Here is a 14,142-nt window from a genome sequence, read left to right on the forward strand (position 1 = left end):
GCCGAGGCTACGCCGAAACGCCCCGGGGGCGGCAGCCTTTCGCGACTGCCGCCCCCGGGGGACGTACGGATGGTGCGGCGGCGGTGGCTACGCGGCGAGCCTGGCCAGCGCCGCGTCGATGCGGGCCAGCGAACGCTCCTTGCCCAGGATCTCCAGCGACTCGAAGAGCGGCAGGCCCACCGTGCGGCCGGTGACGGCGACGCGGACCGGGGCCTGGGCCTTGCCGAGCTTGAGGCCGTGGGTCTCGCCCGCGGTCAGCACGGCCTGCTTGAGGGACTCGGGGTCGCTCCAGTCGGCCGTCTCCAGGTTGGCGCGGGCGGTCGTCAGCAGGGCCGCGGGCTCGCCCTTCATCGCCTTGTCCCACGACGCCTGGTCCTCGACGGGCTCCTTGCGGAACAGGAAGTCGACGTTGGCCGTGATGTCCGACAGCACGGTCACCCGGGTCTGGGCGTACGGCGCGATGCGCTCCCAGGCCTCGGTGTCGAAGTCCTCGGGGGCCCAGTTGGCGTGCGGGGCCTTGAGCCAGGGGGCGCAGGCGTCCGCGAAGGCCTTCGGGTCGAGCAGCCGGATGTGGTCGGCGTTGATCGACTCGGCCTTCTTGAGGTCGAAGCGCGCCGGGTTGGCGTTGACGTCGGGGATGTCGAACTTCGCGACCATCTCCTCGATCGAGAAGATGTCCTGGTCCTTGGAGAAGGACCAGCCCAGGAGCGAGAGGTAGTTCAGCAGGCCCTCGGGGAGGAAGCCGCGCTCGCGGTACAGGTTGAGCGAGGACTCCGGGTCGCGCTTGGAGAGCTTCTTGTTGCCCTCGCCCATGACGTACGGCAGGTGGCCGAACTCCGGGACGGCCTTGGCGACGCCCAGCTCGATCAGCGCCCGGTACAGCGCGATCTGGCGCGGGGTGGAGGACAGCAGGTCCTCGCCGCGGAGCACGTGCGTGATCTCCATCAGCGCGTCGTCGACCGGGTTGACCAGGGTGTACAGCGGGGCGCCGTTGGCCCGGACGATGCCGAAGTCCGGCACGTTCTCGGGGGTGACGGAGATCTCGCCGCGGACCAGGTCCGTGAAGGTGATCGTCTCGTCGGGCATCCGGAAGCGGACGATCGAGGTGCGGCCCTCGGCCTCGTACGCGGCCACCTGCTCGGCGCCGAGATCGCGGCAGTGGCCGTCGTAACCGGACGGCTTGCCGGCCGCGCGGGCGGCGTCGCGGCGCTGGTCCAGCTCCTCGGTGGTGCAGTAGCAGCGGTAGGCGTGGCCGCCGTCCTGGAGCTTCTTCGCGACGTCCGCGTAGATGTCCATGCGCTGGGACTGTCGGTACGGGGCGTGCGGGCCGCCGACCTCGGGGCCCTCGTCCCAGGTGAAGCCGAGCCAGCGCAGCGAGTCGAGCAGCTGGACGTACGACTCCTCGGAGTCGCGCGCCGCGTCGGTGTCCTCGATGCGGAAGACGAACGTGCCGCCGTGGTGGCGGGCGAACGCCCAGTTGAAGAGGGCCGTCCGGACCAGGCCCACGTGGGGGTTGCCGGTCGGGGAGGGACAGAAACGTACGCGGGGGGTCGCGTTAGCCACGCTTGATCACCTTGTTGGTGAGAGTGCCGATGCCTTCGATGGTGACGGCGACCTCGTCGCCGACGTTGAGGGGGCCGACTCCGGCCGGGGTCCCCGTGAGGATGACGTCGCCCGGGAGCAGTGTCATGGCCTCGGTGATGTGCACGACCAGGTCCTCGATGGAGCGGACCATGTCGCCGGTGCGGCCGAGCTGGCGTTGTTCGCCGTTCACGGTGCACTGGATGGTCAGGTCGGTCGGGTCCAGATCGGTCTCGATCCAGGGGCCGAGCGGGCAGGAGCTGTCGAAGCCCTTGGCCCGGGCCCATTGCTTCTCGCGTCGCTGCACGTCGCGCGCGGTGACGTCGTTGGCGCAGGTGTAGCCGAGGATCACGTCCTTGACGCGTTCCCTGGGGACCTCCCGGCACATGCGGCCGATCACCACGGCGAGCTCCGCCTCGTGGTGGAGTTCCTCGGAGAAGGAGGGGTACGTGATCGGGTCCCCCGAGCCGACCACCGAGGTGGAGGGCTTGAAGAAGGTGATGGGGGCTTCCGGGCGGCCGTCGGCGTCCACGAGGGAGTGGCCGAGCTCCGCCGCGTGCTCCGCGTAGTTGCGGCCGATGGCCACGACCTTGTTCGGGAGCACGGGCGGCAGCAAGCGGACCTTGGCGAGCGGGACCTTGACCCCGGACAGCTCGAAGTCCGCGAACGGGATGCCCTTGATGATGTCGAGGACGAGCGTCGATTCGTCGCCGGGGGCGGTGCTGCCCTCGACCGCGCCGAACGCGACGTTTCCATCGATCGAGAACCTGGCGATGCGCACGTGCTGCGTCTGCCCCTCTGTCTGCCGGCCTGCTGGAATCTGCGGACTCCAGGCTAACGCGGCAGGCAGCGGGGCCCCGCTTCTTTGTCCGCGACCGCCGCCGTTCGTGCGCGACCGCCGCCCTTCGTCCGCGGCTACTGCGCGGCGGCGACCGGCGCGTCCATCAGGATCGTGCGCCGCGGGTTCGCGGTCTGGGCCGGGAGCTCGACGGCGTGTTCCGCGACCGGCGGCACCTGCAGCTCCTCGGCGTCCTTGAGGTGCGCGAGGGTGGTGCGGCGGGGGTTGGCTATGTTGCGGATCAGCATCGTCGTCTTCATCGGAGTTCGGGGCCTCGGCTCGCTCGTGGGGTGATGGTTGTCGGACGCGCCAACCCTGGCGCCAACCCTGCAAAGGGCAAGGCTAAACATCTGAATCCCCGGCTGAACCGGGAAGTAATGGCCACGGCTATGTGAGTTTGCTCACCCATGACCTGGCATTCCGGTCATAACGGGCAGTCAATTCCGTGCCGCGAAACGGACATTGCGCCACTGAATGCGGCATTCCGCTCCTGATCATCAGGACTGGGACACCTTGCCGGCCACGGTGTTTGGTCGGCGTAAGTCCGGTTTTTCCCGGTACCGGTACCACATCGGGTAGCGCTCCCGTCACGTGCCGTGAGCGGCTCGCCGACCCGACGCGCGCACCTTGTTGGAGATCCTCCACTGTGCTGGAATTCGCGGGACCGCCGCGGGAATCAGCCGGCGCGCAGGTGGCGCGACTCAGCGCCGAGCGCGGTGGCAAGGAGAGGGAGACGCGCCGGTCACCGACGACCACCATGGGGCCGTCAGTGCCCCACGACTCGACACCGTCCCACCGGTCACCCGGCGGGACGCCTGGTCCAGAGGTTGCGACGCTAGTGCAGGGACGATTCAAGAGGGATGGCAGCGCTGCGGCGGAGCAGGAGCCGCGCGGCGGGACCGACCGTGGCTCCTCGCCCCAGCACGCCCAGAACCGCGGGCCGGCTGTCGAGGGTGCGAGCTCCGACGCCTCCGCCACGGTGAAGGCGAAGGGTCGCGCGAAGCCCAAGGGCTTGGCCAAGGCGAAGGGCAAGAGCGAGTCGGCCGCCGGGCAGGACGTGGCGATACCGAAGGCCCCCACGGGGTCCGGTTCCCGTCTCGCCCTGCAGAACTGGCGCATCAGCACGCGACTCGTGTCGCTGCTGACCCTGCCGGTCGTCGCCGCCACCACGCTCGGTGGCTTCCGCATCAACGACTCGCTCAACGACATCGCGCAGCTCGACCACATGCAGCTGCTGACGACCATGACCCGGCAGGCCACCAACCTGGCCGCCATGCTCCAGGAGGAGCGGGACAAGTCGGCGGGTCCGCTGTCGGTGGCCGCCAAGGATCCCGCCAAGGGCGCCACCGGCAAGCCCAACTCCCTCGTGCAGGGCGTCCGTGACCAGACCGACGCCGCCGCCGCGGCCTTCGCCGCGGCGACCGACAAGGTCAGCCTCACGGAGGACAAGGACGAGACCCTCAAGTCGATCCGCAACAACATCCTGCAGATCGGCCGCCAGCTCACCGGCATCGAGGACATCCGCAAGAAGGCGTACGACAACGGCGCCCAGCAGACCGTCACCGAGTACAACGCGCTGATCGTCTCGCTCCTGTCCCTCTCGCAGGACATGGCCCAGGCCACGTCCAACCCCGAGATGATCAAGCGCACGCGCGCCCTGGCGTCCTTCTCCTCCGCCAAGGAGTACGCCTCGATCCAGCGCGCGATCATCGCCGCGTCGCTCCCCGAGAGCGGGGCCACGACCGGCGCCCTCAAGGAGAACGACCGCCTGTACGCGCTCTCCGCGCTCCGCGGCGAGAGCCAGTCGAAGAAGACCTTCGAACTCGTCTACCAGGGCAGGTCCGAGGAGCTCACCGCCTCCCTCGGCGACGGCAACCCGGAGATCAGCAAGGCGGACCACTACACCCGCCGCGTGCTGTCCACCGAGGGGCAGTTCGCCAAGGAGCAGCAGTACCGCTCCTGGATGGACTGGTACGACGCCGACGGCACCAAGCTCCAGGCCATGAAGACCATCGAGCTGTCGCTCCTGGAGGACATGGAGCAGAAGGCCCGCGAGCTCAGGAACGAGTCGCAGCAGGACGCCATCATCAACGGTGCCCTGATCCTCCTCGTCCTCGGTGTCTCGCTCGTCGGCGCCTTCGTCATGGCCCGGTCCATGATCCGGTCGCTGCGCCGTCTGCAGGACACCGCCACCCGGGTCGCCCAGGACCGACTGCCCGAGCTCGTCAAGCAGCTCTCCGAGTCCGACCCGCAGGACGTGGACACGTCCGTGGAGTCGGTCGGTCTGCACACCCGCGACGAGATCGGCCAGGTGGCCGCGGCCTTCGACGACGTGCACCGCGAGGCCGTCCGACTCGCCGCGGAGCAGGCCCTCCTCCGGGGCAACGTCAACGCGATGTTCACCAACCTTTCGCGCCGCTCGCAGGGCCTCATCCAGCGTCAGCTCTCGCTCATCTCCGAGCTGGAGTCCCGCGAGGCCGACCCGGACCAGCTGTCCTCGCTCTTCAAGCTCGACCACCTCGCGACCCGCATGCGCCGTAACGGCGAGAACCTCCTCGTCCTCGCGGGCGAGGAGCCGGGCCGCCGGTGGACCCGCCCCGTCCCGCTCGTCGACGTGCTCCGCGCCGCGGCGTCCGAGGTGGAGCAGTACGAGCGCATCGAACTCTCGTCGGTGCCCGGCACCGACGTCGCCGGCCGCGTCGTCAACGACCTCGTGCACCTCCTCGCCGAGCTGCTGGAGAACGCCACGTCGTTCTCCTCCCCGCAGACGAAGGTCAAGGTCACCGGTCACGCGCTGCCCGACGGTCGGGTGCTCGTCGAGATCCACGACACCGGTATCGGCCTCTCCCCCGAGGACCTCGCCGCGATCAACGAGCGGCTCGCGTCGCCGCCGACCGTGGACGTCTCCGTCTCCCGCCGCATGGGTCTGTTCGTGGTCGGCCGCCTGTCCCTGCGACACGGCATCCGCATCCAGCTGCGCCCCTCCGACTCGGGCGGTACGACGGCCCTCGTCATGCTGCCGGTCGACGTCGCCCAGGGCGGCAAGAAGCCGGCTCCGATGCCCGGTCAGGGCGGCCCCGGGGGCTCCGGCGCCCAGGGTGGTCCGCAGGGCGGCCCCGGCGGCCAGGGTTCCGTTCCCGGTGGGAACGCCCGTCCCCCGGTGGGCGCCGGCCAGCAGCGCGGCCAGGTCGCCGGCGGCGGGCAGCGTCCCGCGCTGCCGGGACGTGACGGCAACGCCGGTCCGGGTCCGCAGCAGCGTGCGCAGGGTCCGGGTCAGGCGCCCCAGGGCGGCCCCGGCACCCGTCCGCAGCAGGGTGGGCCGGCGGCCCGTCCGCAGGCCGGTCCCGGCGCCCCCAACGGCCAGGGCGGCCCCTTCGGCGGCCCCGCCCCGCTGCCCGGGCGCACGCCCGGCGCCACGACCGGTGGCCCGCAGGGCCGTCCGGGTCAGACCCCCTCCGCCTTCCCGCAGGGCAACGGGTTCGAGCGTCCGCAGCAGCCGCAGCCCCAGCAGGCTCCGCAGCAGCAGTCGCAGCAGCCCGCCGCCCCGGCGCCGGTCCAGCGCCAGCGGCCGCAGCTGCCGCCGCGCGGTGGCGCGCCGCGTCCGGAGCTCCCGGGCGCCGGCACCTCGCCCACCGGGATCCCGCAGGGCACCAGTTGGGGCGCCGGCCAGGGTGGCCAGGAGGTCCCGCGCGGTCACGACGAGCTGTCGGGCCCCGGCGCGACGGCCGAGTTCGCCCGCCCGGACTACAACGCCCCCTTCCCGCAGGCCACCGGCGGCAACCCCGCCAACAGCACCACCGGCCAGTTCGAGCGTCCCGACGTACGCGGTCCCCTGGACCCGTCCACCACCGGACAGTTCGAGCGGCCGCAGACGCGCGGTCCCGCCGACCTCGGCGGCCCGGCCTCGACCACCGGCCAGTTCGCCCGCCCGGACGTCCAGGCGCCGCGCACCGGCGGCCCCGGCGTGGGCGGCTACAGCCGTCGGCACCAGGCCCCGCAGCAGGGCGCCGGCTACCCGGCCGCCCCCGCGCCGGTACCCGCTCCGCGCCCGGAGGCCCCGAGCCTGCCGCAGGCTCCGCAGCCGGAGGCGCTGCCGCCGGCCCGGAACCAGGGCGAGGCGCGCAGCCCGATCTTCGACACGCTGGAGTCGAACTGGTTCCGTCAGGAGGGCGAGGAGCCCGCCGGGCAGGGACCGGCCGTACCCCAGCAGCCGCAGCAGGGCGCCCCGTCCGCGCCGGCTCCGCAGCGTCCGCAGCCCCAGCTGCCGCAGCGGGGCCAGGAGCCGGCGGCCGACGCCGCCGCGACCGGCGCCATGCCGACCGTCAGCTGGCGTTCCTCGCCGAACGACGAGCTGATGCGGCAGGCCGAGCGCGTGCGCCAGCCCGCCGCGGGCGGCATCACCACCTCGGGGCTGCCCCGTCGCGTACCGCGAGCGAACCTCGTGGCCGGCACGGCGCAGCAGCAGGCCGAAGCACAGGCAGGCCCGCAGGTATCGCGTGCCCCGGACGACGTCCGAGGCCGTCTCACCAACCTCCGCCGCGGTATCCAGCAGGGGCGTCAGGCCGGCACCACCGGCCCCGCGACCGGCAGTTACCACGTCGACCCCACTTACCAGCAGGAGCGATAGTTGAGTTCGATGAGCCAGGCGGCACAGAACCTGAACTGGTTGATCACCAACTTCGTGGACAACACCCCTGGGGTGTCCCACACCGTGGTGGTCTCCGCCGACGGACTCCTTCTGGCGATGTCGGAAGGTTTCCCGCGTGACCGCGCCGATCAGCTGGCGGCCGTCGCCTCCGGTCTGACGTCGCTGACCGCCGGCGCCTCCCGCATCTTCGAGGGCGGCGCCGTCAACCAGACGGTCGTGGAGATGGACCGGGGATTCCTCTTCCTCATGTCCGTCTCCGACGGATCCTCGCTGGCCGTTCTCGCGCACCCCGAGTGCGACATCGGCCTCGTGGGCTACGAGATGGCCCTCCTCGTGGACCGCGCCGGCAGCGTCCTCACCCCGGACCTGCGCGCGGAGCTGCAGGGAAGCCTGCTCATCTGACTGCCAGACTCCCGGTCGGACGGTACTTCCGGCCGGGAGCCCGGGGCCCGCGCCCCGGAATCCAGTACCCCCGACAGGCCGTCATCACGTCCCCCCACCGGCCGCCCTGTCAGACGGCACGCTGACCACTGCTGTCCAGCCCGGAGGATCAATGACCCCGCCCCCCGCCTACCCCGATGCGTACGGAGATTCGTACTCGGAAGGCGACCAGCCGCTGGTACGTCCGTACGCGATGACCGGTGGCCGGACCCGGCCGCGCTACCAGCTCGCCATCGAGGCGCTGGTCAGCACCACGGCCGATCCGATGCACCTCTCCAGCCTGCTGCCGGAGCACCAGCGCATCTGCACGCTGTGCCGTGAGGTGAAGTCGGTCGCGGAGGTCTCCGCACTTCTGTCGATGCCGCTCGGTGTCGCCCGGATCCTCGTCGCCGACCTGGCGGAGGCCGGAATGGTGGCCATCCACCAGCCGGGCAATGGAGAGGCCGGCGGAACGCCGGATGTAACGCTGCTCGAGAGGGTTCTCAGTGGACTTCGCAAGCTCTGACGGTGGAGCGGCTCCTCGCTCCACCACCTCCGCGAAGATCGTGGTGGCCGGCGGCTTCGGCGTGGGCAAGACCACGTTCGTCGGCGCGGTCTCCGAGATCAACCCGCTGCGCACCGAGGCCGTCATGACGTCCGCGAGCGCGGGCATCGACGATCTGACCCACACCGGGGACAAGACGACCACCACGGTCGCCATGGACTTCGGCCGCATCACCCTGGACCAGGACCTGATCCTGTACCTGTTCGGCACGCCGGGTCAGGACCGCTTCTGGTTCATGTGGGACGACCTGGTGCGCGGCGCCATCGGCGCGATCGTCCTGGTCGACACCCGCCGGCTCGCGGACTGCTTCCCCGCCGTCGACTACTTCGAGAACAGCGGCCTGCCGTTCGTCGTGGCGCTCAACGGCTTCGAGGGGCACCAGCCGTACACGCCGGAGGAGGTCCGCGAGGCCCTGCAGATCGGACCGGACGCGCCCATCATCACCACCGACGCCCGCCACCGCGCGGACGCCAAGAGCGCGCTCATCACGCTCGTCGAGCACGCGCTGATGGCGCGGCTCAAGTAGCACGGAAACCATGGCCGCGCGGGAGGGCGGGTTGTGTCATACGACACGGCCCGCCCTTCTCGTTCATAACGTTTCGACAGAGAATTGCGGCCGGCCGGGCACAGGGTGCGGTCACCCGGTGCCGCTGTGCTCACAACTGGCCCCGCATTTGCAGCCGCTCGCTCTTTATGTCCGATTTATGTGGGGCATAAGGCTCTGGGAATGGCCGATTTCAACTGTTTGGAACACGGCCGTTAACCGTGCTGGAATTCAACGAACTAGCTAGTAGCACCGCCGAGAGGTTGTTGGTCGAGTGAGGCGAAGCAACTCGAGCCCCGCGGATGAACCCGCGCGCGGCAACTTCACCCCGCCGCCGCGAGCGGCCGCGTCGCCCGTCGACGTGCCCGTTGACCCACCCGCGAGCAGCGGCAGCACCAGCAGGTTCTCGCCCCGCAACTGGCGCGTGCCGACCCGACTGAACGCCATCCTCCTCGTACCCGTCCTCGTCGGACTGGTCATGGGCGGCTTCCAGGTGAAGGGCTCCGTCGACAGCTGGAACGAGGCCAAGGACGCGGAGAAGACCGCGCGCATCGTCCAGGCGGCCTCCGAATACGGCCAGGCGCTCCTCAACGAGCGCGACCTGACCGCCCAGCCCTTGCTGCGGGGCGACCGGGGAAGCGACGTCGTCACGAAGGCGTACGCGGCCACGGACGCGGCCAAGGCCAAGTTCGCGGACGCCGCGAAGGACCTCCCGAAGAACCAGGGCCTGGAACGCCGCCTGGAACTCTTCCGCCAGGAGGAGCCCAAGCTCGAGCAGGTCCGCAAGACGGCCTATCTCGCGGCGCCCGAGTCGGCGAAGAAGAACCTCCCCAACGCGCTGGGCCCCATCCCCACCGAAGAGGGGTACGTGCTGGTCCAGCACTACCTGATGCAGTTCTCCAACGAACTCGGCCTGGGCACCGGCAACGTGACCAGCTACGGCCGCATGGTCTACGCGATCGAGCTGGCCAAGGCCGCGAACTCGCTCCAGCGCTCCGTCGGCACGCACCTGCTGGTCCGGCCGAGCGAGAGCGAGGACATCCGCAAGTCCCAGCTCGTCGCCTTCTCCTCGTACGCCTACCTCGAGGAAATCGCCATCGGCGAGTACGTCGCGGCCGGCACCGACGCGGACACCAACCGGCTGCGCGACGTGATGGGTCAGAAGTCCCAGGAGGGCGCCCAGAAGCTCGCGGCGGCCAAGCAGGCCGCGGAGCAGGCCGGCACCACCTTCAAGACCCCGCCCGTGGTCAACGGCTCCGTGCTCACCGGCATGACCGAGGCGATAGCCTCCGGCGAGAAGAACACCCGCCTCGCCCAGAACGGCACGACGGCCCAGGCCTGGCAGGCCGCCGCCACCGCCAAGTTCGACGGCTACGCCGAGATCGAGAAGGAACTCCTCGACAAGGCCGTGCAGGACGCGGTCACCGTCTCCGACGAGTCCCGCAACGACGCCATCCTGACCGGCGCCATCGTGGTCGTGGCCCTGCTCGCCGCCTTCATCCTGGCCGGCATGATGGCCCGCCAGATGGGCCGCGCGATGCTGCGCCTGCGCACCTCCGCCTTCGACATCGCCGAGCAGCGCCTGCCGATGCTCGTCGACCAGCTGTCGCGCACCGATCCGGGCAAGGTCGACACCCGGGTGCTGCCGATCCCGATCGACTCCCGGGACGAGATCGGCGAGGTCGCGCGCGCCTTCGACCAGGTCCACCGGGAAGCGGTCCGGCTCGCCGCGGAGCAGGCGCTCCTGCGAGGGAACGTCAACGCGATCTTCACGAACCTCTCCATGCGCAACCAGTCGTTGATCGAGGGCCAGTTGACCCTCATCACCGACCTGGAGAACAACGAGGCCGACCCGGACCAGCTGGAGAACCTCTTCCGCCTGGACCACCTGGCCACCCGTATGCGACGCAACGGCGAGAACCTCCTCATCCTCGCGGGCGAGGAGCCGGGCCGCCGCTGGGACCAGCCGGTCCCGCTGGTCGACGTGCTGCGCGCCGCCTCCTCCGAGGTGGAGCAGTACGAGCGCGTCGAGCTGTCGGGCGTCTCCGAGGCCGAGATCCACGGCCAGGCCGTGACCGACCTCGTGCACCTGCTCGCCGAGCTGCTGGAGAACGCCACCACGTTCTCCTCCCCGCAGACCAAGGTCCGGGTGAACGCCACGCGTCTGCCCGACGGCCGCGTGATGATCGAGATCCACGACAAGGGCATCGGCCTCACCGCCGAGGACTTCGCGGACATCAACCACAAGCTGGCCAACCCGCCGACCGTGGACGCCGCGATCTCCCAGCGCATGGGTCTGTTCGTGGTCGGCCGGCTGGCGGACCGCCACAGCATCCGCGTCCAGCTGCGCCCCTCGGGCGAGGCGGCCGGCACCACCTCGCTGGTCATGCTCCCCGACGCCATCACCCACGGTGGCGGTGGCGAGGGCGTACCGGACGACGACTTCACGGTCTCCCAGATCATTCCCGAGCAGCAGGCCCTGCAGGCTCCGGGGATGCGCACGGCGGCCGAGCTCGGCTTCGACGACTCCCGCTACGACGCCCAGGGCGGCCAGGGAGCCGACGGACAGGGCGCGGACCCCGTGGGCAGGTCCCTGGGCCAGCAGGAGCGCCGGGCGGCGTTGGCCGCCCAGGTGGGCTACCCGCAGGACCAGCAGTACCCCGATCAGGGCGAGCAGTCTCCCCAGGAGTATCCGGAACCGCAGCCTGAACACGGGTACCAGCCGTACCAGGGGTACGAGCAGCAGCCCGAGCAGGGTTACACCCCCGGGTACGAGGGCGGGCAGCCCCAGCAGTCCTACGAGGCGTACCCGCAACAGGGATATGCCTATCCGGAAGCCGAGTACCAGGACCAGCGGCAGGACGCCCCGTCGTACGACGGCGGCTTCGAACCCCAGTCCCAGCAGGCGGAGTGGCCCGAGCAGAACACGTATTCTGGTGGCTACCAGCAGGACTACGGGACGCAATCGGAATCCACGCCCGCTCCCGAACCGGCCCCGGAACGCGTAGGCTTCGACCGTCCGGGCGCCGCTGCCGACACCGGTCACAAGATGACCGGAGCGGGCCTGCCGCGCCGCGGCAGCCAGCAGCAGTGGCAGCCGGCGCAGCAGGAAGCGGAGTCCACCGGATCCCTCTTCGAGCAGCGGCCGCAGCGTCAGCAGCCCGCCGCCGCCCCGAAGGCGGACGAGGAAGGCCCTGAGGCCTGGCGCTCGAACAACGACGAGCGCTGGCAGCAGGCCGCCAAGCTTCGTGAGCCGAAGGCGGGCGGGGTCACCCCGTCCGGTCTCCCTCGGCGGGTACCCAAGGCCAACCTGGTCGAGGGTGCTGCGGAGACGACCCCGCAGGGCGGCCCCCAGGTCTCCCGCGCACCGGAGGACGTCCGTGGCAGGTTGAGCAACCTGCGACGCGGTGTCCAACAGGGACGCAGCGCGGGTTCCGAGCAGTCAAGTAACAGCTATGACCAGGAGCGTTAGTGTGAGCCCGATGAGCCAGGCGGCACAGAACCTGAACTGGTTGATCACCAACTTCGTGGACAACACCCCTGGGGTGTCCCACACCGTGGTGGTCTCCGCCGACGGACTCCTTCTGGCGATGTCCGACGGATTCCCGCGCGACCGCGCCGATCAGCTGGCGGCCGTGGCCTCCGGTCTGACGTCGCTGACCGCCGGAGCCTCCCGCATCTTCGAGGGTGGCGCGGTCAACCAGACGGTCGTCGAGATGGACCGGGGATTCCTTTTCCTCATGTCCGTGTCCGACGGATCCTCGCTCGCGGTGCTCGCGCACCCCGAGTGCGACATCGGCCTGGTGGGCTATGAGATGGCCCTTCTTGTGGACCGAGCGGGCAGTGTCCTCACCCCGGACCTGCGTGCGGAGCTGCAGGGAAGTCTGCTCAACTAGCAGACAGGCAGTGCGTTTCGCGTCATCGCACCATAGGGTGCGGTGGCGCGGTTCCACAGGGAGTACTGCGTTCTTGGAGTCGGAGGAGGAAACGTGACAACACCCGGAGGACATCCTTATGGCGGCGCGCAGCAGCCGCAGGGTGGGCACGACCAGAACCGCTTCAACTTCCCCTCCACTCCCAGCCGGCCCGCGCCGGAGCACAACCCGTACCAGCAGCAGCCTTCGTACGGCCAGCTTCAGCAGCCTCAGCAGCCTTACCGGCCTTCGCAGCGGCCCTCGCGCTCCTCGCAGCCGCAGGCCCCGAAGGCGCACAACCCGCTGGTGCGCCCGTACGCCATGACCGGCGGCCGTACCCGGCCGCGCTACCAGCTCGCCATCGAGGCGCTGGTCAGCACCACGGCCGATCCCGCGCGGCTGCAAGGGCAGTTGCCCGAGCATCAGCGCATCTGCCGTCTGTGCCAGGAGATCAAATCCGTCGCGGAGATCTCGGCACTCCTCTCCATTCCTCTTGGTGTCGCCCGCATCCTCGTCGCCGACCTGGCGGAGGCGGGCCTCGTCGCCATTCACCAGCCCGGCGGCGACGAGTCCGCCGGCGGTCAGCCAGATGTGACACTGCTCGAAAGGGTGCTCAGTGGACTTCGCAAGCTCTAACGGAGGTTCTGCCGGAGGGGCACCGCGCTCCACCACCTCCGCGAAGATCGTGGTGGCGGGCGGCTTCGGCGTGGGCAAGACCACGTTCGTCGGCGCGGTCTCCGAGATCAACCCGCTGCGCACCGAGGCCGTCATGACCAGCGCCTCCGCCGGAATCGACGACCTCACCCACACCGGTGACAAGACGACCACCACGGTCGCCATGGACTTCGGCCGCATCACCCTGGACCAGGACCTGATCCTGTACCTGTTCGGCACGCCGGGCCAGGACCGTTTCTGGTTCATGTGGGACGACCTGGTGCGCGGCGCCATCGGCGCCGTGGTGCTCGTGGACACCCGCCGGCTCGCGGACTGTTTCCCCGCCGTCGACTACTTCGAGAACAGCGGCCTGCCGTTCGTCATCGCCCTGAACGGCTTCGACGGACACCAGCCGTACACCCCGGAGGAGGTCCGCGAGGCCCTGCAGATCGGCCCGGACGCCCCCATCATCACCACCGACGCCCGCCACCGCGCGGACGCCAAGAGCGCGCTCATCACGCTCGTCGAGCACGCGCTGATGGCGCGGCTGCGCTAGCGCGTCCACAGAACGCGCGAGAAGGGCCCCGCACGCTCCGTCGGAGCGTGCGGGGCCCTTTTCCGCGTTCACCCGCCGTTCACCGCCCAGCCGCCCGCACGAGCCGCCACGAGCCCGGGCGGGAGCGCCCGCGGGGCGCCCCGGGTACGCGAGAGCGCCGGGGCGGGGCCCCGGCGCTCTCGGTGACGTGCGGCGTGCCGCGTACTAGCCGCGCCAGCTGTGCGGGGCGCGGAAGCCCGGGCTGCGCTCCAGGCGGCGCCAGCCGGCCTGGGAGCGGGCGGTGCGGGCGGAGGTCTCGGCGGGGGTGGCGGCGGCGCGGGCGAGCAGGATCGCGGTGATCGCGGCCAGCTCCTCGGGCGCGGCGTTGCCCTTCTCGACCTTCAGCAGGGTGTCGGCGGTGATGCTCATCGGTGGCAGGTCTC

At 70.6% G+C, this 14,142-nt stretch carries 12 protein-coding genes; 8 read left to right on the plus strand and 4 right to left on the minus strand.

All coding sequences use genetic code 11. The features are described 5' to 3' along the window. Window positions 1–87 precede the first annotated feature (87 nt). The 3 genes from gltX to ACIRO3_RS00740 all read right to left on the minus strand — a co-directional run bounded on the left by gltX (window position 88) and on the right by ACIRO3_RS00740 (window position 2,679). Entirely contained in the window at window positions 88–1,563 is a 1,476-nt protein-coding gene (gene gltX / locus ACIRO3_RS00730) for a glutamate--tRNA ligase (RefSeq protein WP_365997938.1), read from the minus strand. Further along, the gene (locus tag ACIRO3_RS00735) at window positions 1,556–2,362 is read right to left on the minus strand and encodes a fumarylacetoacetate hydrolase family protein (protein ID WP_361771417.1); all 807 of its coding nucleotides are present in this window, start codon (window positions 2,360–2,362) and stop codon (window positions 1,556–1,558) included. Before ACIRO3_RS00735 ends, gltX begins: the two co-directional genes overlap by 8 nt. 134 nt (window positions 2,363–2,496) lie before the next feature. Further along, window positions 2,497–2,679: a hypothetical protein gene (locus ACIRO3_RS00740; protein ID WP_053675056.1), complete on the minus strand. Its 183-nt coding sequence runs from the start codon at window positions 2,677–2,679 to the stop codon at window positions 2,497–2,499. A 578-nt stretch (window positions 2,680–3,257) separates the two neighbouring features. Here ACIRO3_RS00740 and ACIRO3_RS00745 point away from each other — a divergent pair. The 8 genes from ACIRO3_RS00745 (at window position 3,258) to ACIRO3_RS00780 (ending at window position 13,720) form a co-directional block, all read left to right on the plus strand. After that, window positions 3,258–7,046, plus strand: coding sequence for a nitrate- and nitrite sensing domain-containing protein (locus ACIRO3_RS00745; protein ID WP_404131332.1), 3,789 nt, complete (start codon window positions 3,258–3,260; stop codon window positions 7,044–7,046). Between the two features lie 9 nt (window positions 7,047–7,055). Continuing rightward, window positions 7,056–7,469, plus strand: coding sequence for a roadblock/LC7 domain-containing protein (locus tag ACIRO3_RS00750; protein WP_008739864.1), 414 nt, complete (start codon window positions 7,056–7,058; stop codon window positions 7,467–7,469). A 151-nt stretch (window positions 7,470–7,620) separates the two neighbouring features. Then, window positions 7,621–8,013, plus strand: coding sequence for a DUF742 domain-containing protein (locus ACIRO3_RS00755; RefSeq protein WP_329442171.1), 393 nt, complete (start codon window positions 7,621–7,623; stop codon window positions 8,011–8,013). Then, window positions 7,994–8,578, plus strand: coding sequence for an ATP/GTP-binding protein (locus ACIRO3_RS00760; RefSeq protein ID WP_266573764.1), 585 nt, complete (start codon window positions 7,994–7,996; stop codon window positions 8,576–8,578). The genes ACIRO3_RS00755 and ACIRO3_RS00760 overlap by 20 nt, the downstream gene beginning before the upstream one ends. 292 nt (window positions 8,579–8,870) lie before the next feature. Then, on the plus strand, window positions 8,871–12,068 hold the full coding sequence (locus tag ACIRO3_RS00765) for a nitrate- and nitrite sensing domain-containing protein (RefSeq protein ID WP_361771415.1): 3,198 nt from the start codon (window positions 8,871–8,873) through the stop codon (window positions 12,066–12,068). A gap of 10 nt (window positions 12,069–12,078) precedes the next feature. Then, on the plus strand, window positions 12,079–12,492 hold the full coding sequence (locus ACIRO3_RS00770) for a roadblock/LC7 domain-containing protein (RefSeq protein WP_030037347.1): 414 nt from the start codon (window positions 12,079–12,081) through the stop codon (window positions 12,490–12,492). A 93-nt stretch (window positions 12,493–12,585) separates the two neighbouring features. Next, the gene (locus ACIRO3_RS00775) at window positions 12,586–13,146 is read left to right on the plus strand and encodes a DUF742 domain-containing protein (protein WP_404131335.1); all 561 of its coding nucleotides are present in this window, start codon (window positions 12,586–12,588) and stop codon (window positions 13,144–13,146) included. Further along, window positions 13,127–13,720 carry an ATP/GTP-binding protein gene (locus ACIRO3_RS00780; protein ID WP_031144258.1) on the plus strand — a complete coding sequence of 198 codons (594 nt, stop codon included), beginning with the start codon at window positions 13,127–13,129 and terminating at the stop codon, window positions 13,718–13,720. The genes ACIRO3_RS00775 and ACIRO3_RS00780 overlap by 20 nt, the downstream gene beginning before the upstream one ends. 204 nt (window positions 13,721–13,924) lie before the next feature. On the opposite strand, the gene ACIRO3_RS00785 is transcribed toward ACIRO3_RS00780, so the two are convergent. Next, window positions 13,925–14,128, minus strand: coding sequence for an acyl-CoA carboxylase subunit epsilon (locus ACIRO3_RS00785; protein WP_361771414.1), 204 nt, complete (start codon window positions 14,126–14,128; stop codon window positions 13,925–13,927). Window positions 14,129–14,142: the final 14 nt, after the last annotated feature.

It is taken from the genome of Streptomyces sp. NPDC102278, from assembly GCF_044766345.1.
Taxonomy (GTDB): domain Bacteria; phylum Actinomycetota; class Actinomycetes; order Streptomycetales; family Streptomycetaceae; genus Streptomyces.

What these genes read in the sequence shown, in the direction of transcription:
- ACIRO3_RS00740 (WP_053675056.1), bottom strand. Translation starts at nt 2,679, where the DNA reads ATGAAGACGACGATGCTGATCCGCAACATAGCCAACCCCCGCCGCACC.
- ACIRO3_RS00750 (WP_008739864.1), top strand. Translation starts at nt 7,056, where the DNA reads ATGAGCCAGGCGGCACAGAACCTGAACTGGTTGATCACCAACTTCGTG.
- ACIRO3_RS00755 (WP_329442171.1), top strand. Translation starts at nt 7,621, where the DNA reads ATGACCCCGCCCCCCGCCTACCCCGATGCGTACGGAGATTCGTACTCG.
- ACIRO3_RS00770 (WP_030037347.1), top strand. Translation starts at nt 12,079, where the DNA reads ATGAGCCAGGCGGCACAGAACCTGAACTGGTTGATCACCAACTTCGTG.
- ACIRO3_RS00785 (WP_361771414.1), bottom strand. Translation starts at nt 14,128, where the DNA reads ATGAGCATCACCGCCGACACCCTGCTGAAGGTCGAGAAGGGCAACGCC.